Here is a 20,024-nt window from a genome sequence, read left to right on the forward strand (position 1 = left end):
CCGCCCGCCTGCCCCGCCCCGCCGCCCCGTCGCCCGGCGCCGAACTCCCGGGCCCCGCCCAGCCGTTCACCTCACGCCGCACCCAACGCGACCACCGCCGCCGTATCGGACTGATCGCCGCCACGGCCGTAGTGGTCGTAGGCGCGATCGTCGGGACGATCCTCGTGAACGGGAACCGCTCGTCCAACGACACGGCCACGGGCTCGGCGTCGAAGGCATCCAGCAGCCCATCGGCGTCCACCACCGCATCGGCGACTCACACCGAACCGTCGAGCCCTTCCACCTCTTCCCCGTCCCCGTCCTCGTCCCTCTCCCCCTCCTCCCCGTCCCCCACAGTCGAGGGCACCTCCCGCCCCCGGAGCCTGCCCCCGGGCACGCATCAGGAGGCGGGTGGGTTCGCGTGGGCGACGCCGGCCGGCTGGCGGCGGGATCTGAAGACGGGGGCCGAGGTGCACTACACGTCCTCGGACGGCACGCAGGAACTGGTCGGCAAGTCGTCGCTCGCCCGGGGCGACCTGATGGAGACCTGGGAGGCCTCGGAGCGGGGCGCGCGGAAGGGGCAGGACTACCGGAAGATCCGGCTCGACAGGACGACGTTCCGCGGCTACCCGGCGGTGGTCTGGGAGTACACGTTCACGCTCAAGGGCGTTCCCTGGCACGCCCGGCTGCTCGGCTTCGACGAGGACGGGAAGTCGTACCAGATCAACACCTGGTACCAGCCGGACGTGGAGACCCGGGCCCTGAAGACCTACGACAAGGTCAAGAACAGCTTCGTGGTGCTGTGAACACCCTTAGCCCACAGACACCTTGTCCGTGTCCGTGTCCGTGTCGGCGACCGCGGTCGCGACCGCCTTCCCGCCCCGCACCCGCTCCTTGACCACGGCGACCGCCAGCACGCCCGCCGCGACCGCCAACGACAGCAGAACGGTCGTACGGCCGCTGCTCTCGCCCTCGGTGTCCGTGAGCATGTAGCCGAGGACGAACACGATCAGGGCGATCGTCGCCCAGGTCAGATACGGGTACAGCCACATCTTCACGACAAGCTTCTCGGGCGACTCGCGCTCGATGATCCGCCGCATGCGCAGCTGCGACGCGCAGATCACCAGCCACACGAACAGGGCCACCGCACCTGAGGAGTTGACGAGGAAGAGGAAGACGGTGTCAGGGAAGGCGTAGTTGAAGAAGACCGCTACGAACCCGAAGACGACCGACGCGATGATCGCCGCCATCGGTACGCCACGGGAGGTCGTCCGGGCGAACGCCTTCGGCGCGTCACCGCGTCCGCCGAGCGAGAAGGCCATGCGGGAGGCCGTGTAGAGGCCGGAGTTGAGGCAGGACAGCACCGAGGTCAGCACGATGAAGTTCATGATCTGCCCGGCGTGCGCGATGCCGAGGGAGTCGAGGGCGGCCACGTAGGAGCCCTGTTCCTTGATCGACGGGTCGTTCCAGGGGAGCAGGCAGACGACGACGAGGATCGAGCCGAGGTAGAAGACGCCGATGCGCCAGATGATGCTGTTGGTCGACTTGGTGACCGCGCGCTGCGGGTCCTCGGACTCGCCGGCGGCCAGGGTCGCGATCTCGCTGCCCATGAAGGAGAAGACGACCAGCAGGACGCCGGTGAGGATCGCGCCGGGGCCGTTCGGCAGGAAACCGCCGTGGTCGGTGAGGTTGCCGAGCCCGGCCTTGTCGGTGTGGGCGCCGGGCAGCACGCCGAAGACCGCAAGCGCGCCGACGACGATGAACGCGCCGATCGCCACGACCTTGATCCCGGCGAACCAGAACTCGAACTCGCCGTAGGAACCGACCGATACGAGGTTCGTGGCGGTCAGCACCACCATCACGATCAGGGCCCAGCCCCACTGCGGTACGGCGGGGATCCACCCTTCGAGGATCTTGGCGCCGGCGGTCGCCTCGACGGCGAGCACGACGACCCAGAAGAACCAGTACAGCCAGCCGATCGAGAAACCGGCCCAGCGGCCGAGCGCGCGGTCGGCGTGCGCGGAGAACGAGCCGGACGTGGGGTTCGCGGCCGACATCTCGCCAAGCATGCGCATCACCAGCACCACGAGCGTGCCGACGAGCGCGTAGGAGAGCAGGATGCCGGGTCCCGCGGTCGCGATACCGGAGCTGGAACCGACGAACAGGCCGGCGCCGATGACGCCGCCGATCGCGATCATCGACAGATGTCGGTTCTTGAGTCCTGCCTGGAGGCCGGAGCCTTCAGTCATGCCGGAGCCATCAGTCATGGGGGCAGTCATGGGGGGAATTCCTTTACGCCGGTTGGGATGCCGGTGGGGGGTGCCCGTACGAGCGGCGTACGGGTCGGTCCAGTGAATCGGAGGTAAAGGAATTCCTGAACCTCTGAATCCAGATCGTTACTTGAGGTTTCCTTGAGGTTCGGAGGCGTTGCCTGTATTTAACGAGGTCGGGACCCGGAGCTGCCTCCCGGAAACAGCCGTGTCACACTCGACGCATGCGCGTGTATCTCGGCTCCGACCATGCGGGCTTCGAACTCAAGAACCACCTCGTCGAGTGGCTCAAGGAGGCGGGCCATGAGCCCGTCGACTGCGGGCCCCACATCTTCGACGCCCAGGACGACTACCCGCCCTTCTGCCTCCGCGCCGCCGAGCGCACGGCCGCCGACCCCGAGGCCCTCGGCATCGTCATCGGCGGCTCCGGCAACGGCGAGCAGATCGCGGCGAACAAGGTCAAGGGCGTACGGGCGGCCCTCGCCTGGAGCGAGGAGACCGCGTCGCTCGGCCGGCAGCACAACAACGCGAACGTCGTCGCGGTCGGGGCGCGGATGCACACGCAGGACGAGGCGACGAAGTTCGTCGAGACGTTTCTGGCGACGCCGTTCTCCGAGGACCCGCGGCACATCCGTCGCATCGACATGCTGACGGAGTACGAGACGACGGGCGACCTGCCGGAGATCCCGGCGCATCACCCGCAGCAGTAGCGGGGTCCGGGGCGGAGCCCCGAGGTCTTTGGAGCGCCCACCCGTCAACTGACCTCGACGGGTGGGCGGGTGGGAAAGGAAGTTCGTCAGGTGCCAGAAGGGCACACGATTCACCGACTTGCACTGGACTACGGCAGTCACTTCGCCGACCGAGCCGTACAAGTCACGAGTCCCCAGGGCAAGTTCAGCGACGCCGCCGCACTACTGCACGGTACGGAACTCACCCGCACCGAAGCCCACGGCAAGCACCTGTTCCTCGGTTTCCGGGATGCCGACTGGATCCACATCCACCTCGGCCTCTTCGGCAAGGTGAACTTCGGCGGAGCCCCCGCACCCCCGCCCACGGACACCGTCCGCCTGCGCCTCGCGAACGACACGTCGTACGTCGATCTCCGCGGCCCCACGACCTGCGCCCTGATCACGGACACCGAGAAGCAGGCGATACACGACCGCCTCGGCCCCGACCCGCTGCGCCCGCCGCAGGACACGGACCCGGGCGCCGCGTACCGCCGTATCTCCCGCAGCCGTACGACGATCGCCGCACTCCTCATGGACCAGAAGGTCATCGCGGGCGTCGGCAACGTCTACCGCGCCGAGGTCCTCTTCCGGCACGGCATCGACCCGTACCGCGCGGGCAAGGACATCACCCTCGCGGAGTGGGACGCGATCTGGGCCGACCTCGTCGAGCTGATGCGCGAGGGCGTCCGCAACAACCGCATCGACACCGTCCGCCCCGAACACACCCCCGAGGTGATGGGCCGCCCGCCGCGCGTCGACGACCACGGCGGCGAGGTCTACGTCTACCGCCGGGCGAACCGGCCCTGCCACATCTGTGGCGGCGAGATCCGCACCGCCGACCTCGCCGCCCGCAACCTGTTCTGGTGCCCCAACTGCCAGAAGCGGTAGGGCTGTTACGGATGTTCTAGAACCCGTGCGGCAGCCACGGCGCGACCGTCGAACCGAACGCCGGCGAGACCTCCGCCAGCGCCCCCGCCCGCAGCTCCCGCACCCGCCCGGCACCCGCGAGCGACGCGAGGGACACCCCGCCGAGATACGCGGCCCCCAACTCCCGTACGGACAGCGCGAGATCGGCCGGTTCCTCGGTCCGCTTGCAGGACGCGCCCTTCGCGTCGCCGGTGAGCCGCCAACGCCCCTCGTTCCAGGGGCAGAAGACGTCCTCGACCTCGAACACGACGTCCACGGGCGTCTGGTAGGTCCGTGCCTCCAGCGCGGCACCCAGGTCCACCAGCCGTACGTGCAGCGAGTCGTGCTGCCGGACGGCGCACCGGCGGATGTCGGAGACGAGATGCTGCCAGGCGTCGTCGACGGGCCGGCTGTGCAGCGCCACCTTCCCCGTCAGGTCGATGTCACAGAGGTACCGCCACAGCGCCGCGTACGACGCCGGGTCCAACGCCTCCAGATCACGCAGCCGTACGGTCCCCTTGGGGCCCTGGCCGTCCCACTCGGGCTTGACGAAGTACCGCGTGTAGCCGACGACTTCACCGTCCCGCTCCGCGACCACGCACTGCAGCGGCGACGAGCCCTTGCGCTCGCTCTCCGGGTCCAGCAGCGGCAGATCCTCCCACCCGGGCCGCCGCGCCAGCATGCCCGGCCGCCCGGCCACCAGCCGCGCGTACACCGCCTCGCACTGGTCGCGCACGGCGCCGGGTTCGACGAAGCGCAGCCGTACGTCGTCCGTGCCCGGCGGCACCGAGAGCCGTACCCGGGTGGTGTCGATCTCGGCCATCGTCTTCATCGTCGCGATGCCGTACCCGAACCGGCCGTAGATCACCGGCTCGGAGGCCGTCAGCACGGCGAGCGGCTCGCCCCAGGACCGTACGTCGTCCAACTGCCGCCGCATCATCGACGTGAGGATGCCCCGCCGCCGGTGGGTGGCGGCCACACTGACCATGGTGACGCCCGCGGTGGGCACGGAGGCGCCGCCGGGCACGGTGAGCCGGAAGCTGAACGCGCCCGCGGTCCCCACGCACGCGTCGCCGTCCCAGACGCCGAGGGAGCGGTCGAACTCGGTGAGCCGGGACCACAGCTCACGCTCCTCGGGCGGCTCGTGGAGTCCACCGAAGGCCGTGACCAGGTTGTCGTACCAGGTGTTCCACTCGTCCTGGCGCAGTACCCGCAGCTCGGTCCGCTCCGCACGCGTGTTGCTCGCATCTGTCCCCATGGACCATGCCTACCAGCGCATTGCGGGACGGGCCAGGGAATTTCCGCTCGGCGCCCGCACAGCGGCCTCCGGTGAAGTTCACTGTGAAGTTGAACCTCGCAGGGGGGACAAGTGGGACCTCCCGTGCCAAGCGGCTGGTCGGATGGATAGGGTCCCGAACTAATGGCAGCAGGACGAGAGCGGCGCGCGGAGGCCGACACGTTCACGGCCCGGTTGAAGAAGCTGGTTCACCGGGTCCGCACCGGCCTGCGCAGAAGTGCCGTCGACTACTTCCGCGGCGACGGCTCGGACTGGGTCGCGCTGGCCGGGCTGCTGATCACGATCCCGGTGATCGTGGCGATGACCCTGGCCAACGCGGTGTGGTTCTCACCGTCCGCGCTGGTCCTGCCGATCGTCGCGGGCGGCCTGCTGCTGCGGCCCGCGAGCCTGCTCGGCCTGTACGCGGCGGCGGCCACCGGCCTGATCGTCGAGTCGGTGAAGCTCGGCCCGTACACCGAGGGCCCGTCGCGGGTGACCCCGGGTGTCGTGCTCGTGGTGGCCGCGTGCGGTTTCTTCGGGCTGCTGATCGCGCAGTTCCGCAGCCGGGTGGGCGTGCCCTGGCGGCGCGGCGGCACCATGCTGTTCGACCTGCGCGAGCGCATCCGGGTACAGAGCAAGCTCCCGCAGCTGCCCCAGGGCTGGCACCGGGAGATGGCGCTGCGGCCGGCCGGCGGCCAGTCGTTCTCCGGCGACTTCGTCGTCGCGGCCCGGACGAACGGTGGTCGGACCATGGAGGTGGTCCTCACGGACGTCTCCGGCAAGGGCATGGACGCGGGCTCCCGCGCCCTGCTCCTGTCCGGCGCCTTCGGCGGCCTGCTGGGCTCCCTGCCCCCGCACGCCTTCCTCCCCGCAGCCAACGGCTATCTCCTCCGCCAGGACTGGGACGAGGGCTTCGCGACCTCCATCCACCTCGTCCTGGACCTCGACTCCGGCGACTACGAACTCTTCTCCGCAGGCCACCCGCCGGGCCTCCAGCTCAGCGCGGGCAGCGGCCGCTGGGAGGAGAAGGCGGCGGAAGGGCCACTGCTGGGTGTGTACGACGGCGCCCAGTTCGACCCTGTGAAGGGATCGCTCCGGCCCGGAGACGTGTTGATGCTGTTCACAGACGGCCTGGTGGAGACCTCCGACCGCGACATCGTCGAGGGCATCGACCGCCTCACCGGCGAGGCCGACCGCTATGTCGCCGGCGGCTTCCACGGCGCCGCCTGGCACCTCATCGAGGCAGTCGCCAAGGACGTCAACGACGACCGGGCTCTGCTGCTGGTCTGCCGGGAAGGACCCACGGCGGCGGCACAGGCGTCGGCGCGATGACCACGCTCCTCACGCTCACCGAGGTCGAGACCCTCGCCCGTGCCGCCCACGACGGCCAGACCGACAAGGCGGGCCGCCCCTACGCCGAGCACCTCCAGGCCGTAGCGGAGGGGGTTCGCGCCCGGGGCGGGGACGCCGAGCAGATCGCGGCGGCCTGGCTGCACGACTCCGTGGAGGACGACGCACTCACCGAGCGCCGACTGAGCGAGGCCGCGCTGAGCCGTCGTACGAAGGACATCGTGCTCGCGGTCACCAAGCGGGCCGGGGAACCCCCGGAGGCGTACGCCGGGCGCATTCTCGCGACCCCCGGCGCGCTCCTCGTGAAGGAGGCGGACCTGGCGCACAACGCGGACCCGGCCCGCCTCGCGGTCCTCGACGAACCGACCCGCACCCGACTGACCGAGAAGTACGCACGGATGCGCACACTTCTCGGCCTCACGGCCGGCCCTGACTAGTAGTGCTTCGTCAGGTCTAGGCGCTGACCTTCTCCCGTACGACGTGTTGCTCGAACTGCCCGCGGTCGCGGGCCAGTTCGGCCGCGTCGCGCCTGAACGCCCACTCCATGTCCGGTTCGATCGCGAAGCGGAACACCCGTCGTACGGGCGGGGTGCACAGCAGCGTGACGGCGGTGGCCGCGAGGCCGGTCACCAGGAGCACGCCGTACGGCCGGTGCAGCCAGGCGTGGTGGAACAGGCCCGCGTAACCGGCGCCCTTGACCAGGAAACCGTGCAGCAGATAGCCGTACAGGGTGCCCGCGCCGAGCGCCGTGAACCAGGTCCTCCGGCTCGGCACCCAGGAGTAGAAGCCGGCGGTCAGCAGCAGCGAGCAGGCGAACATCAGGAGCGTCATCACCGGCCCGGCCCACCAGGGAGCGCCGAACTCCTGCGCGGAGTCGTGGTGGTAGACCCAACTCGCGTTCATCCGCGGCACCGCCCACCAGCCGAACACCGCGGCCCCCGCGAACAACGGCACCGACAGCACACGCACCTCACGCCGCCGCACCCACTGGAAGTGCTCGGGCTTCAGGACCAGACCGAGCACGAAGTACGGCAGGAACTGCGCCAGCCGCTGCAGATCGAAGTCGTCGGTCATGTCCGGGGTGCAGGACGCGAGCATGGCGAGCCCGAGGGCGATCGGCAGCGGGTGCCGGACCAGTTTCCAGATCGGGGTGGTCAGCCGCCAGAGGAACAACGCGCAGAGGAACCAGGTGAGATATAGCGGGTCGAGGAGGGTGATCCGCTGGTGCGGGTCGTCGTTGCCGTAGCGGCTGAAGAGCGAGTACGCGATCTCGAAGACGATGTACGGCACCAGGACGCCGGTGAGGAGCCGCTTCAGTCGGGCCGGGCCGAGGTCGAAACTCCGGGAGAAGTAGCCGGAGATGATGATGAAGGCCGGCATGTGGAAGCTGTACACGACCAGATACAGGCCCTGCAGCACTCTGCTGTCGCCCTTGAGGGGCTCCCAGGAGTGCCCGATGGCGACCAGCAGGATCGCCAGGTACTTCGCGTTGTCGAAGAACGCGTCGCGCGGTTTGGTGTGTTCGTTCTGTTTGCTCTGTTCGTTCTGGCCCGAGGGCGTGGCAGCGTGGAACATTTGAGGCACCCTAGCGTTGCCTGTGGGAATCGGTGAAACCATCGAGCGCGCGTCCGAAATATGCGCACGATGTCATGATTCATCCCGATCAAAAGGCGCAAAACGCCATGCCGGGAACGCCCGTTCGTATGCTCGTGCCAACAATTCGAACCGATTGCGAACGCATCTCTTTCGAACCTTTGGGACCAACGATGCGTCACCCGCCGCATACGTGGGCCGCGTTGGTGGCACGATGGTTCTGGCGGGGGTGCGCGCGGTGGCGCCCCCGGGCCGGGAGAGCGGACCGACCGAGGGTGTGATCAGTTGTGGCCATTTCACTGTCTGTGGTGCTGCTGTTGGCGATCATCCTGGTGGTGTTGATCCGAGGGGGATCGATCAAGGCGGGCCCAGCCATAGTCGCCATCCTCTTCGGCTTCTTCCTCGCCTCGACCGGCATGGCACCGTCCATCAACCGGTTCCTGAACTCGATAGCCGAGACGATCAACTCGATCAGCTTCTGAGTCGGGACCGGGTCCGGGTCCGGGTCGGGACCGGGAAAGCCCCCGGGAACGACTCAGGGCCAGGTCGAGGAACGATCCTCTGGCCTGGCCCTGAGATGTGTGGAGCGGGCGACGGGAATCGAACCCGCGTAGCTAGTTTGGAAGACTAGTGCTCTACCATTGAGCTACGCCCGCGCATGACGCGCCGCAGGTCAGAAGACCGCGGCACAGAGAGCATCGTAGCGGGTCGGGCACCCTCGGCGCACACCCCCTTTCCCCGCACCCCCGGCGCTCGTGAAATGCGGCGGCCCCACTGCCTGCGGGCATGTACCCTACGTGTCGCACCAGACGGGGTGTGGCGCAGCTTGGTAGCGCGTCCGCTTTGGGAGCGGAAGGCCGTGGGTTCAAATCCCGCCACCCCGACCACCTACCGGACCTGTCGGACCTGTTGGACCTTCGGGACCGGCAGCAGGACCGGTACCACACGAGTACCTCGTGAGATCGCCTTTTGGGGCGTCCAGCCGCTGCGGCTACTATGCAAGCTGCGCGCCCGTGTGTCTCTCACACTTTGAAGTCCTCCGGGCGACCAGAAACCGCCGGACCTGTCTGGGTCCGCAACCCAAGAAGTCAGCCCCCAAGGAGACCGAACCGTGAAGAGCGCCGTGGAGACCCTGAACCCGACCCGGGTTCGGCTCAGCATCGAGGTGCCCTTCGAGGAGCTCAAGGACAGCCTCGACGCGGCGTACAAGAAGATCAACCAGCAGGTCACGGTGAAGGGCTTCCGGAAGGGCAAGATCCCGGCTCGCGTCATCGACCAGCGGTTCGGCCGCGGTGCGGTCCTGGAGGAGGCGGTCAACGACGCGCTTCCGAAGTTCTACACCGAGGCGGTCAACGAGGCGGAGCTCAACCCGCTCGGCCAGCCCGAGGTCGACATCACGGAGCTGAAGGACGGCGAGACGCTGAACTTCACCGCCGAGGTCGACATCCGCCCGACCATCGAGATCCCGGACTACTCGGGCATCGAGGTCGAGGTCGACGCCGTAGAGGTCAGCGAAGAGGACATCGACAAGTCGGTCGAGCAGCTTCGTGAGCGCTTCGCCGCGACCTCCCCGGTCGAGCGCGCCGCCGTCGACGGTGACGTCGTCACCCTCGACCTGGAGGCCAAGGTCGACGGCGAGATCCTCGAGGACGGCGTCGCCGAGGGCGTCTCGTACACCATCGGTTCCGGCGAGCTGCTCGAAGGCATCGACGAGGCCGTGACGGGCCTGGAGGCCGGTGGCGAGGCCACCTTCGCCTCCGAGCTCAAGGGCGGCTCCGCGGCCGGCCAGGAGGCCCAGGTCACCGTCAAGGTCACCCAGGTCGCCGCCCGCGAACTGCCCGCGCTGGACGACGAGTTCGCTCAGCTCGCCTCCGAGTTCGACACCCTGGAGGAGCTGCGCGCCGACAGCCGCAAGCGCCTCGAGAACATGAAGCAGTACGACCAGGCCACGCAGGCCCAGGAGCGCGTCCTGGACAAGCTGCTCGAGCTCGTCGAGGTGCCCGTCCCCGAGAAGCTGCTCGAGGACGAGATCAACACCCGCAAGCACAACCTGGAGCACCACCAGCTCGGCCAGATGGGCCTCGACCTCGAGAAGTACCTCGAGATCCAGGGCAAGACGGCCGAGGAGTTCGACGCCGAGACCAAGGAAGCCGCGGTCAAGGGCATCAAGACGCAGTTCGTCCTCGACGAGCTCGTCAACAAGGAGAAGCTGAACGTCAACCAGGAGGAGCTCACCGAGCACCTCATGCGCCGCGCGGCCTCCTCCGGCATGTCCCCCGACCAGTTCGCCCAGGCCGTCGTAGAAGGCGGCCAGGTCCCCCTCCTGGTCGGCGAGGTCGCCCGCGGTAAGGCCCTGGCCGTCGTCGTAGAGGCCGCCACGGTCAAGGACACCAACGGCGAGATCGTTGACCTGGACGACGAGGACGAGACGGCGGAAACCGTCGAGGCCGCCGTCGAGGAGCCCACCGAGGCGTAAGCAGCAGGACGAGGGGCCCCGGGGATGCGACAAGCCCCGGGGCCCTTTTGTCTACGTTCGCTGGACGCGCCCTGAAGGGGCGCGGGGAACGGCGCGCTCAGCCCCCACTCACCCGCAGCCCCGCCACAGACCGCACCCACCCCACCGCGAGGGATTCCGCTCAGGCCAGCGCAGCGCTGTGTGCTGACAGCGAACAGTTCCCTTTGCGGGATTCTCCGAAGGGACCCGCGCGTTAGGGTCCATGAATACGAGGGCAGGGGAGTCCCCGTTGCCCCCGGCAGTACACGTGAGACGGCCCGGCGCCGTCGTAAAGACGAGCAGGTGGATACGTGACGAATCTGATGCCTACAGCCGCCGGCGAGCCCTCTTTCGGTGGCCTCGGCGACCAGGTCTACAACCGACTGCTCGGTGAGCGGATCATCTTCCTCGGCCAGGCGGTCGACGACGACATCGCGAACAAGATCACCGCACAGCTCCTCCTCCTTGCCGCCGACCCCGACAAGGACATCTACCTCTACATCAACAGCCCCGGCGGCTCGATCACGGCCGGCATGGCGATCTACGACACCATGCAGTTCATCAAGAACGACGTGGTGACCATCGCCATGGGCCTCGCCGCCTCCATGGGCCAGTTCCTTCTCAGCGCGGGCACCCCGGGCAAGCGCTTCGCCCTCCCGAACGCCGAGATCCTGATCCACCAGCCCTCCGCCGGCCTGGCCGGTTCGGCCTCCGACATCAAGATCCACGCGGAGCGGCTGCTGCACACCAAGAAGCGCATGGCCGAGCTGACGTCCTTCCACACCGGCCAGACCATTGAGCAGATCACTCGCGACTCCGACCGGGACCGTTGGTTCGACGCCGACGAGGCCAAGGAGTACGGCTTGATCGACGACGTGATTCCCACGGCCGCCGGTATGCCGGGCGGCGGCGGCACCGGGGCCTGAGGCCCCAGCGCAGCCCCCAGCCGACCGCCACAGCCCCTAGGAGAGAGACAGTGAACGACTTCCCCGGCAACGGCCTGTACGACCACGCACGAGCCGAATACACGGCCCCGGCCGCCGAGTCCCGGTACGTGATCCCGCGCTTCGTGGAGCGCACCTCGCAGGGCGTGCGCGAGTACGACCCGTACGCGAAGCTCTTCGAGGAGCGCGTGATCTTCCTCGGAGTCCAGATCGACGACGCGTCGGCCAACGACGTCATGGCGCAGCTGCTGTGCCTGGAGTCGATGGACCCCGACCGCGACATCTCGATCTACATCAACAGCCCCGGCGGCTCCTTCACGGCGCTGACTGCGATCTACGACACGATGCAGTTCGTGAAGCCGGACGTCCAGACGGTCTGCATGGGCCAGGCGGCCTCCGCCGCCGCCGTCCTGCTGGCCGCCGGCACCCCCGGCAAGCGCATGGCACTTCCGAACGCCCGTGTGCTGATCCACCAGCCGTACAGCGAGACGGGCCGGGGCCAGGTCTCCGACCTCGAGATCGCGGCCAACGAGATCCTCCGCATGCGTGCCCAGCTGGAGGACATGCTGGCCAAGCACTCGACCACGCCTCTCGACAAGATCCGCGAGGACATCGAGCGCGACAAGATCCTCACGGCCGAGGACGCCCTGTCGTACGGCCTGATCGACCAGATCATCTCCACCCGGAAGATGAACAACGCCGACGTCCGCTGACCCGGACTCTGTATCGTCCAACACCCCTTGGCACGGTCCACGTGGAAGTGAACCGTGCCAAGGGGGGCCCGAACGGGGGGCCCGGCAAGGTACCGTCGGACATAAGGCAGCACCAGGAGCCGCTGGACCTAGGCGTCTCCCAGGCGAAGGGGAAGCACACCGTGGCACGCATCGGTGACGGCGGCGATCTGCTCAAGTGCTCGTTCTGCGGCAAGAGCCAGAAGCAGGTCAAGAAGCTCATCGCAGGGCCCGGTGTGTACATCTGCGACGAGTGCATCGACCTCTGCAACGAGATCATCGAGGAAGAACTCGCGGAGACGAGCGAGGTGCGCTGGGAGGAACTCCCCAAGCCCCGCGAGATCTACGAGTTCCTCGAGGGTTATGTGGTCGGGCAGGAGTCCGCCAAGAAGGCGCTCTCCGTCGCGGTGTACAACCACTACAAGCGCGTCCAGGCCGGTGAGAACGGCGGCGGCCAAAGTCGCGAGGACGCCATCGAGTTGGCGAAGTCCAACATCCTGCTGCTCGGCCCCACGGGCTCGGGCAAGACCCTCCTCGCACAGACCCTGGCCCGCATGCTGAACGTCCCGTTCGCGATCGCCGACGCGACCGCGCTCACGGAGGCGGGCTACGTCGGCGAGGACGTCGAGAACATCCTGCTGAAGCTGATCCAGGCGGCGGACTACGACGTCAAGAAGGCCGAGACCGGGATCATCTACATCGACGAGATCGACAAGGTGGCCCGCAAGAGCGAGAACCCGTCGATCACGCGTGACGTGTCCGGCGAGGGCGTCCAGCAGGCCCTGTTGAAGATCCTGGAGGGCACGACGGCCTCGGTCCCGCCGCAGGGCGGACGGAAGCACCCCCACCAGGAGTTCATCCAGATCGACACGACGAACGTCCTGTTCATCGTGGGCGGCGCCTTCTCGGGCCTGGAGAAGCTCATCGAGTCCAGGGCCGGCGCGAAGGGCATCGGCTTCGGCGCGACGATCCGCTCGAAGCGGGAGCTGCAGGCCAAGGACCAGTTCGAGGACGTCATGCCCGAGGACCTGGTCAAGTTCGGCATGATCCCCGAGTTCATCGGCCGCCTGCCCGTCATCACCTCGGTCCACAACCTGGACCGCGAGGCCCTGCTCCAGATCCTCATCGAGCCGCGCAACGCGCTGGTCAAGCAGTACCAGCGCCTCTTCGAACTCGACGGCGTGGAGCTGGACTTCGAGCGCGAGGCCCTCGAAGCCATCGCCGACCAGGCCATCCTCCGCCAGACCGGCGCCCGCGGCCTGCGCGCCATCATGGAGGAAGTCCTCCAGGGCGTCATGTACGAGGTCCCGTCCCGCAAGGACGTGGCCCGCGTCGTCATCACGGCGGACGTGGTCCTCTCGAACGTCAACCCGACGCTGATCCCCCGGGACGCGCGCAACGGGCGAGGCCCGGGCGAGCAGAAGACGGCGTAACGCCGTCGCACGAACGACGAAGGGGCCCCGGTCAACCGACCGGGGCCCCTTCGTGGTTGGGCCGTGTGTCAGGCCTTCACGCGGACGTCGTCGCGGAGCTTCGCGGCGAGGGACGCCGTGCTCTCGACGGTGCCGCCGTTGCCCGCGGCGAGTTCGGCGATCCCGAACGCGCTGACGACGGCGACGGTGCTGTGGTCGCCCCAGATGCACATCGGCATCTTGATGGTCTTCGCGGCACCGGCGCCGGTGCTCGACGTGTCGGTGTTCTCGATCTCGGCGACCTGGCACTTCATGATCCCGTTGGAGAAGCCCGCGGGAGTGACCTTCTCCGGGCTGCCGATCATCTTGCCCTCGGTGGTCTTGTCCTTCTCGGACTCCGACTTCACCTTGGCGAACATGGCGTCCACGACGGCCTCGGGGTCGTCGATCGAGCCGTACACGCCGTCGAAGGAAAGGCTCTTCTGGGACAGGCCCGAGCCGTTCTCGTAACCGGCGCTGACCTCCACGGGGTTCTTCACGCCCCACTTCTCGAAGTCGGCCTTGTCGTCCTTGGTCAGCGAGTCCTCGGAGCCGGCGTCACCGGACTTCTTGTACGTCCCGTCGATGACCGTCGCCGGAGCCGTCAGCTTGTGCGCCCCGTCGTCGGCGACACCGTTGCTGCCGCCGCCACCGATCACGAAGTACGCCCCGACCGCGACGGCGGCCACGACCGCCACCGCGCCGATGACGAGCCCCGTCTTCTTCTTGCCGCCACCGGGCGCCGGGGGCTGCGGAACGCCGTACGGGGGCTGGCCGTAGGGCGGCTGCTGACCGTACGGCGGCTGCGGCTGCTGGCCGTAGGGGTTCGGCTGTTGCGGAGGCTGCTGCGGGTAGCCGTAACCGGGCTGGGCGGGCGGAGCCTGCTGGGGGTAGCCGTAGCCGGGCTGAGGGGCGCCCTGCGGCGCCTGCTGCGGAGGCTGGCCGTAGGGACCCGGCTGACCGTACGGTCCGGGCTGCTGAGGCTGCCCGCCGTACGGGCCCGGCTGGTTGTAGCTCATTCTGGGTTCCCCTCCAGATGCTTATGTGTTCCTGACATCCTGGCGGAGCCACAGGGAACGCATGGCATCGGGGGGCGCACCGTTACAGAACAAAGGCGTTTCGGGACACCCCCGCGACACCCCTAAACTGAACCCCGTGACCGAGAACGCTCAGCAGCAGCCACCAGCGCCCGACTCCGAACTGCCGACCCAGTACGCGCCGGCCGATGTAGAGGGGCCGCTGTACGAGCGCTGGGTGGAGCGGGGTTACTTCGAGGCGGACGCGAAGAGCGAGAAGCCGCCGTACACGATCGTCATCCCGCCGCCGAACGTCACGGGCTCGCTCCACCTGGGGCACGCCTTCGAGCACACGCTCATCGACGCCCTCACGCGCCGCAAGCGCATGCAGGGCTACGAGACGCTGTGGCAGCCCGGCATGGACCACGCCGGTATCGCCACGCAGAACGTCGTCGAGCGCGAGCTGGGCAAGGAGGGCAAGTCCCGCCACGACCTGGGCCGCGAGGCCTTCGTCGAGCGGGTCTGGCAGTGGAAGGGCGAGTCCGGCGGGCAGATCTCCGGGCAGATGCGCCGCCTCGGCGACGGTGTCGCGTGGTCGCGCGAGCGCTTCACCATGGACGAGGGACTCTCCCAGTCCGTCCAGACCATCTTCAAGCGGCTCTACGACGACGAGTTGATCTACCGCGCCGAGCGCATCATCAACTGGTGCCCCCGCTGCCTCACCGCGATCTCCGACATCGAGGTCGAGTACCAGGACGACGACGGCGAGCTCGTCTCCATGAAGTACGGCGAGGGTGACGAGACCATCGTCGTCGCCACAACTCGCGCCGAGACCATGCTCGGTGACACGGCCGTCGCCGTTCACCCCGACGACGAGCGCTACAAGCACCTCGTCGGCAAGCTCATCAGGCTGCCGCTGACCGACCGTTCCATCCCGGTCGTCGCGGACGAGCACGTCGACCCCGAGTTCGGCACGGGTGCCGTCAAGGTCACCCCGGCCCACGACCCGAACGACTTCGAGATCGGCCAGCGGCACGACCTCCCGGCCATCACGGTCATGGACGAGCACGCCGTCATCACCGTCCCCGGCCCCTTCCAGGGCCAGGACCGCCTCGAAGCCCGCTCGGCGATCGTCGCCGCGCTGCGCGCCGAGGGCCGGATCGTCGCCGAGAAGCGGCCCTACGTCCACTCCGTCGGCCACTGCTCGCGCTGCAAGACGACCATCGAGCCGCGGCTGTCCATGCAGTGGTGGGTCAAGGTCGGCCCGCTCGCGAAGGCGGCCGGCGACGCGGTCCGTGACGGCCGCGTCAAGATCCACCCCCAGGAGATGGAGAAGCGCTACTTCGACTGGGTCGACAACCTCCACGACTGGTGCATCTCACGGCAGTTGTGGTGGGGCCACCGCATCCCGGTCTGGTACGGCCCGAACGGCGAGGTCGTCTGCGTCGGCCCCGACGACGAGGCTCCGACGGGCGAGGGCTGGCACCAGGACACCGACGTCCTCGACACCTGGTTCTCCTCCGGCCTGTGGCCCTTCTCCACCCTCGGCTGGCCCGAACAGACCGAGTCGCTCGCGAAGTTCTACCCGAACTCCGTCCTGGTCACCGGCTACGACATCCTCTTTTTCTGGGTCGCCCGGATGATGATGTTCGGCCTGTACGCGATGGACGGCACCCCGCCGTTCCACACCATCGCCCTGCACGGCATGGTCCGCGACCAGTTCGGCAAGAAGATGTCCAAGTCCTTCGGGAACGCGGTCAATCCGCTCGACTGGATGGACAAGTACGGCTCCGACGCGCTGCGTTTCACCCTCGCGCGCGGCGCCAACCCGGGCGTCGACGTCCCGATCGGCGAGGACTGGGTCCAGGGCTCCCGCAACTTCGCCAACAAGCTCTGGAACGCGACCCGTTTCGCCCTCATGAACGGCGCGACGATCGAGGGCGACCTGCCCGACGCGTCGGAGATGTCGGCGACGGACCGCTGGATCCTGTCCCGCCTCAACTCCACCGTCGCCGAAGTCGACGCGCTCTACGAGGACTACCAGTTCGCGAAGCTCTCCGACGCGCTGTTCCACTTCGCGTGGGACGAAGTCTTCGACTGGTACGTCGAGTTGTCCAAGACGACCTTCCTGGCGGGCGGCGAGCCGGCCGAGGTCTCCAAGCGCGTCCTCGGCGAAGTCCTGGACGTCACCCTGAAGTTGCTGCACCCGATCGTCCCGTTCGTCACGGAGACGCTCTGGACGACACTCACGGGCGGCGAGTCGATCGTCATCGCGGACTGGCCGAAGGACTCGGGCTTCCGGGACACCGCCGCCGAGAAGGAGATCGAGACCCTCCAGCAGGTCATCACCGAGGTCCGCCGTTTCCGCGCCGACCAGGGCCTCCAGCCCGGCCAGCGCGTCCCGGCCCGCCTCACCCTGACCGGCACGGCCCTCGCCCCTCACGAGGCCGCCATCCGCCAGCTCCTCCGCCTCCAGCCGGAGGGCGAAGCCTTCGCGGCGACGGCGACCCTCCCGGTCGGCGGCGCCACGGTCGCCCTCGACCTCTCCGGCACGATCGACATCGCGGCGGAGCGGAAGCGCCTCGCGAAGGATCTGGCGGCGGCGGAGAAGGAGAAGGCCCAGGCAACAGCCAAGCTCGGCAACGAGGCGTTCCTGGCCAAGGCCCCGGACAACGTGGTCGACAAGATCCGCGGCCGCCTGACGAAGGCCGACGAGGACATTGCGCGAATCAAGACCCAGCTGGACGGCTTGCCGGAGGCGTAAGGGTCTGTACGTCAGCGAGGGCATCTGAAGCTTTGTAGCTCCGGGTGCCCTCGCTTTCCTAGGGGCGCGGGGAACTGCGCGACCAGCCCCCACCGGGCCCGCAGACGAAACACAACCCCAACCTCCGTAGACTGACCCACGTGACTGACAGCGACCCGTTCGACGAGATCATCGAGGCCGAGACAGACCGCGACCCCGACCTCGCGGTCATCGAGGCCGGCAGCCGAACCCTCCGCACCCAGGGCACCGGCGGGCCGCAGGCCGACGTCCCCGGGCGCCCTGAAGACCCCGCACTGGACAAGGCCCTGCGCGAGGTCGAGGCAGACCTGGCCACCCGCTGGGGCGAAACGAAGCTCGAGCCGTCGGTCAGCCGTATCGCCGCCCTGATGGACGTCCTGGGAGACCCCCAGCGCTCGTACCCCTCGATCCACATCACCGGCACGAACGGCAAGACATCCACGGCCCGCATGATCGAGGCACTGCTCGGCGCCTTCGAACTGCGCACCGGCCGCTACACCTCCCCCCACGTCCAGTCGATCACCGAGCGCATCAGCCTCGACGGCGCCCCGATCTCCGCCGAGCGGTTCATCGAGACGTACAACGACATCAAGCCCTACGTCGAGATGGTCGACGCCCAGCAGGAGTTCCGGCTCTCCTTCTTCGAAGTCCTGACCGGCATGACGTACGCCGCCTTTGCGGACGCGCCCGTCGACGTGGCCGTAGTGGAAGTCGGGATGGGCGGCTCCTGGGACGCCACCAACGTCATCGACGCCGACGTCGCCGTAGTCACCCCCATCGATCTCGACCACACCGACCGGCTCGGTGAGACGACCGGTGAGATCGCCACGGAGAAGGCCGGGATCATCAAGCAGGACGCGACCGTGATCCTGGCGCAGCAGCCGGTGGACGCGGCGCAGGTGCTGCTCAAGAAGGCTGTCGAAGTGGACGCGACCGTGGCCCGGGAAGGGCTGGAGTTCGGGGTCGTGTCGCGGCACGTCGCCGTCGGCGGGCAGCTCATCAATCTGCGCGGGCTCGGCGGGGAGTACGAGGAGATCTACCTTCCGCTGCACGGGCCCTACCAGGCGCACAACGCGGCCGTGGCGCTCGCCGCCGTGGAGGCGTTCTTCGGTGTCGGTGCCCAGCGGCCCGATCCGCTCGCGATCGACACGGTCCGCAAGGCGTTCGCGTCCGTGACCTCGCCGGGGCGGTTGGAGGTTGTGAGACGGTCTCCGACCGTTGTGCTGGACGCGGCGCACAACCCCGCGGGCGCCCGTGCAACCGCCGAAGCCGTCGCCGAGGCCTTCGACTTCAGTCGGCTGATCGGAGTCGTCGGGGCCAGCGGCGACAAGAACGTCCGCGGGCTGCTCGAAGCCTTCGAGCCGATGTTCGCCGAGGTCGTCGTCACGCAGAACTCCAGTCACCGCGCGATGGACGTGGACGAGCTGGCCGGGATCGCCGTCGAGGTGTTCGGCGACGAGCGCGTGCAGGTCGAGCCGCGGTTGCCGGACGCCCTGGAGGCCGCGATCACGCTGGCCGAGGAGGACGGCGAGTTCGCCGGCGGCGGGGTACTCGTCACCGGTTCCGTCATCACCGTCGGTGAGGCCCGACTGCTCCTGGGGAGGGGCTGAGTTTCCGTGCGTACGCTCTGTTCTTCGACGCTGATCGGCGAGTTCTTCGTCATCGGGTTCGCCGGTCTGGTCGCCATGAAGGACCCGGACCTGGCCACCTCCACCGTGTGGACGGTCAGCGGAATCGCGATGTTCCTGTCCGTCGCTCTGTGCGGAGTGGTGACCCGGCCGGCCGGCGTCGTCCTCGGCTGGGCGCTGCAGATCGCGCTGATCGCGTCGGGCTTCGTGGTGCCGTCGATGTTCTTCCTCGGGGCGATCTTCGCGGCCCTGTGGTGGGCGTCGGTGCACTACGGCCGGAAGATCGACGAGGCGAAGGCGCGGTTCGCGGCGCAGGCCGCGCAGGCGGACTCCATTACACCTGACGTTGCGTAATGGGCGCATGGACACGCCCTGTAACCTCGGGCTTGTCGTGAGTCGACCCGCACCATCATGATCAGAAGGAGCCCCGTCGTGACCCAGCGCACCCTCGTCCTGCTCAAGCCCGACGCCGTACGTCGTGGCCTGACCGGCGAGATCATCAGCCGGATCGAGCGCAAGGCCGACTGGCGGATCACCGCGCTGGAGCTGCGCACCCTGGACCAGGACACCCTGGAGCAGCACTACGGCGAGCACAAGGGCAAGCCCTTCTACGAGCCGCTGGTGGAGTTCATGGCCTCCGGCCCGGTGCTCGCCCTGATCGTCGAGGGCGAGCGGGTCATCGAGGGCGTACGTCAGTTGGCCGGTCCCACCGACCCGATCGCCGCCGCGCCGGGCTCGATCCGCGGGGACTTCGGAGTCATCGTCCGGGAGAACCTGATCCACGCCTCGGACTCGGAGGAGTCCGCCGAACGCGAGGTGAAGATCTTCTTCCCGGGGCGTTCCTGAATCTCCATCAGTAACCCACATGCCTGACCA

The 20,024-nt window shown here is 68.3% G+C and carries 17 protein-coding genes, 2 tRNA genes and 1 pseudogene; 15 read left to right on the forward strand and 5 right to left on the reverse strand.

What is annotated here, in order from left to right; genetic code table 11:
- Window positions 1-785, forward strand: a pseudogene (locus tag OO70_RS26065) (serine/threonine protein kinase); the annotation flags it as partial.
- 6 nt (window positions 786-791) lie between these two features.
- Here OO70_RS26065 and OO70_RS26070 read toward each other — a convergent pair.
- Window positions 792-2,228: an amino acid permease gene (locus OO70_RS26070; protein ID WP_043676729.1), complete on the reverse strand. Its 1,437-nt coding sequence runs from the start codon at window positions 2,226-2,228 to the stop codon at window positions 792-794.
- Between the two features lie 245 nt (window positions 2,229-2,473).
- Between OO70_RS26070 and OO70_RS26075 the strand changes: the two genes are divergently transcribed.
- Together OO70_RS26075 and OO70_RS26080 are read left to right on the forward strand one after the other, a co-directional pair.
- Window positions 2,474-2,959, forward strand: a complete 486-nt coding sequence (locus OO70_RS26075; protein ID WP_043676333.1) for a ribose-5-phosphate isomerase — start codon at window positions 2,474-2,476, stop codon at window positions 2,957-2,959.
- A 90-nt stretch (window positions 2,960-3,049) separates the two neighbouring features.
- Complete coding sequence (locus tag OO70_RS26080; RefSeq protein WP_043676336.1) at window positions 3,050-3,865, forward strand: Fpg/Nei family DNA glycosylase; 816 nt, start codon at window positions 3,050-3,052, stop codon at window positions 3,863-3,865.
- 16 nt (window positions 3,866-3,881) lie between these two features.
- On the opposite strand, the gene OO70_RS26085 is transcribed toward OO70_RS26080, so the two are convergent.
- Window positions 3,882-5,141: a GNAT family N-acetyltransferase gene (locus tag OO70_RS26085; RefSeq protein ID WP_043676337.1), complete on the reverse strand. Its 1,260-nt coding sequence runs from the start codon at window positions 5,139-5,141 to the stop codon at window positions 3,882-3,884.
- Window positions 5,142-5,303: 162 nt separating this feature from the next.
- Here OO70_RS26085 and OO70_RS26090 point away from each other — a divergent pair, with 162 nt between their 5' ends.
- Together OO70_RS26090 and OO70_RS26095 are read left to right on the forward strand one after the other, a co-directional pair.
- Entirely contained in the window at window positions 5,304-6,491 is a 1,188-nt protein-coding gene (locus OO70_RS26090) for a PP2C family protein-serine/threonine phosphatase (RefSeq protein WP_043676339.1), read from the forward strand.
- Window positions 6,488-6,946 carry an HD domain-containing protein gene (locus OO70_RS26095; protein WP_043676341.1) on the forward strand — a complete coding sequence of 153 codons (459 nt, stop codon included), beginning with the start codon at window positions 6,488-6,490 and terminating at the stop codon, window positions 6,944-6,946. The genes OO70_RS26090 and OO70_RS26095 overlap by 4 nt, the downstream gene beginning before the upstream one ends.
- A 16-nt stretch (window positions 6,947-6,962) precedes the next feature.
- Here OO70_RS26095 and OO70_RS26100 read toward each other — a convergent pair whose 3' ends face one another.
- Window positions 6,963-8,084 (reverse strand): acyltransferase family protein, encoded by a 1,122-nt coding sequence (locus OO70_RS26100; RefSeq protein ID WP_043676343.1) that lies wholly within the window; start codon window positions 8,082-8,084, stop codon window positions 6,963-6,965.
- A gap of 305 nt (window positions 8,085-8,389) precedes the next feature.
- Between OO70_RS26100 and OO70_RS26105 the strand changes: the two genes are divergently transcribed.
- Window positions 8,390-8,584 carry a hypothetical protein gene (locus OO70_RS26105; RefSeq protein WP_026178055.1) on the forward strand — a complete coding sequence of 65 codons (195 nt, stop codon included), beginning with the start codon at window positions 8,390-8,392 and terminating at the stop codon, window positions 8,582-8,584.
- A 100-nt stretch (window positions 8,585-8,684) separates the two neighbouring features.
- On the opposite strand, the gene OO70_RS26110 is transcribed toward OO70_RS26105, so the two are convergent.
- Window positions 8,685-8,758, reverse strand: a tRNA-Gly gene (locus OO70_RS26110).
- Window positions 8,759-8,912: 154 nt separating this feature from the next.
- Here OO70_RS26110 and OO70_RS26115 point away from each other — a divergent pair.
- The 5 genes from OO70_RS26115 to clpX all read left to right on the forward strand — a co-directional run bounded on the left by OO70_RS26115 (window position 8,913) and on the right by clpX (window position 13,704).
- Window positions 8,913-8,989: transfer RNA gene (locus OO70_RS26115), tRNA-Pro, on the forward strand.
- Between the two features lie 224 nt (window positions 8,990-9,213).
- Complete coding sequence (tig, locus tag OO70_RS26120) at window positions 9,214-10,578, forward strand: trigger factor (RefSeq protein ID WP_043676345.1); 1,365 nt, start codon at window positions 9,214-9,216, stop codon at window positions 10,576-10,578.
- A 341-nt stretch (window positions 10,579-10,919) separates the two neighbouring features.
- On the forward strand, window positions 10,920-11,522 hold the full coding sequence (locus tag OO70_RS26125) for an ATP-dependent Clp protease proteolytic subunit (protein ID WP_043676731.1): 603 nt from the start codon (window positions 10,920-10,922) through the stop codon (window positions 11,520-11,522).
- 50 nt (window positions 11,523-11,572) lie between these two features.
- Entirely contained in the window at window positions 11,573-12,253 is a 681-nt protein-coding gene (locus OO70_RS26130; RefSeq protein ID WP_043676348.1) for an ATP-dependent Clp protease proteolytic subunit, read from the forward strand.
- 161 nt (window positions 12,254-12,414) lie between these two features.
- Window positions 12,415-13,704, forward strand: a complete 1,290-nt coding sequence (clpX, locus tag OO70_RS26135) for an ATP-dependent Clp protease ATP-binding subunit ClpX (RefSeq protein WP_043676733.1) — start codon at window positions 12,415-12,417, stop codon at window positions 13,702-13,704.
- Window positions 13,705-13,772: 68 nt separating this feature from the next.
- On the opposite strand, the gene OO70_RS26140 is transcribed toward clpX, so the two are convergent.
- The gene (locus OO70_RS26140) at window positions 13,773-14,741 is read right to left on the reverse strand and encodes a membrane protein (protein ID WP_043676350.1); all 969 of its coding nucleotides are present in this window, start codon (window positions 14,739-14,741) and stop codon (window positions 13,773-13,775) included.
- 136 nt (window positions 14,742-14,877) lie between these two features.
- Between OO70_RS26140 and OO70_RS26145 the strand changes: the two genes are divergently transcribed.
- The 4 genes from OO70_RS26145 to ndk all read left to right on the forward strand — a co-directional run bounded on the left by OO70_RS26145 (window position 14,878) and on the right by ndk (window position 19,994).
- The gene (locus tag OO70_RS26145; RefSeq protein ID WP_043676352.1) at window positions 14,878-17,502 is read left to right on the forward strand and encodes a valine--tRNA ligase; all 2,625 of its coding nucleotides are present in this window, start codon (window positions 14,878-14,880) and stop codon (window positions 17,500-17,502) included.
- Window positions 17,503-17,642: 140 nt separating this feature from the next.
- Window positions 17,643-19,130, forward strand: a complete 1,488-nt coding sequence (gene folC, locus OO70_RS26150; protein WP_043676354.1) for a bifunctional tetrahydrofolate synthase/dihydrofolate synthase — start codon at window positions 17,643-17,645, stop codon at window positions 19,128-19,130.
- A 6-nt stretch (window positions 19,131-19,136) separates the two neighbouring features.
- On the forward strand, window positions 19,137-19,502 hold the full coding sequence (locus tag OO70_RS26155; RefSeq protein ID WP_043676356.1) for a DUF4233 domain-containing protein: 366 nt from the start codon (window positions 19,137-19,139) through the stop codon (window positions 19,500-19,502).
- 78 nt (window positions 19,503-19,580) lie between these two features.
- Entirely contained in the window at window positions 19,581-19,994 is a 414-nt protein-coding gene (ndk, locus tag OO70_RS26160; protein ID WP_043676359.1) for a nucleoside-diphosphate kinase, read from the forward strand.
- Window positions 19,995-20,024 lie beyond the last annotated feature (30 nt).

It is taken from the genome of Streptomyces xylophagus (genome assembly GCF_000716435.1).
In the GTDB taxonomy this organism is placed as follows: domain Bacteria; phylum Actinomycetota; class Actinomycetes; order Streptomycetales; family Streptomycetaceae; genus Streptomyces; species Streptomyces xylophagus.

What these genes read in the sequence shown, in the direction of transcription:
- OO70_RS26085 (WP_043676337.1), bottom strand. Translation starts at nt 5,141, where the DNA reads ATGGGGACAGATGCGAGCAACACGCGTGCGGAGCGGACCGAGCTGCGG.
- OO70_RS26125 (WP_043676731.1), top strand. Translation starts at nt 10,920, where the DNA reads ATGCCTACAGCCGCCGGCGAGCCCTCTTTCGGTGGCCTCGGCGACCAG.
- OO70_RS26095 (WP_043676341.1), top strand. Translation starts at nt 6,488, where the DNA reads ATGACCACGCTCCTCACGCTCACCGAGGTCGAGACCCTCGCCCGTGCC.
- OO70_RS26070 (WP_043676729.1), bottom strand. Translation starts at nt 2,228, where the DNA reads ATGACTGAAGGCTCCGGCCTCCAGGCAGGACTCAAGAACCGACATCTG.
- OO70_RS26075 (WP_043676333.1), top strand. Translation starts at nt 2,474, where the DNA reads ATGCGCGTGTATCTCGGCTCCGACCATGCGGGCTTCGAACTCAAGAAC.
- OO70_RS26140 (WP_043676350.1), bottom strand. Translation starts at nt 14,741, where the DNA reads ATGAGCTACAACCAGCCGGGCCCGTACGGCGGGCAGCCTCAGCAGCCC.
- OO70_RS26090 (WP_043676339.1), top strand. Translation starts at nt 5,304, where the DNA reads ATGGCAGCAGGACGAGAGCGGCGCGCGGAGGCCGACACGTTCACGGCC.
- OO70_RS26100 (WP_043676343.1), bottom strand. Translation starts at nt 8,084, where the DNA reads ATGTTCCACGCTGCCACGCCCTCGGGCCAGAACGAACAGAGCAAACAG.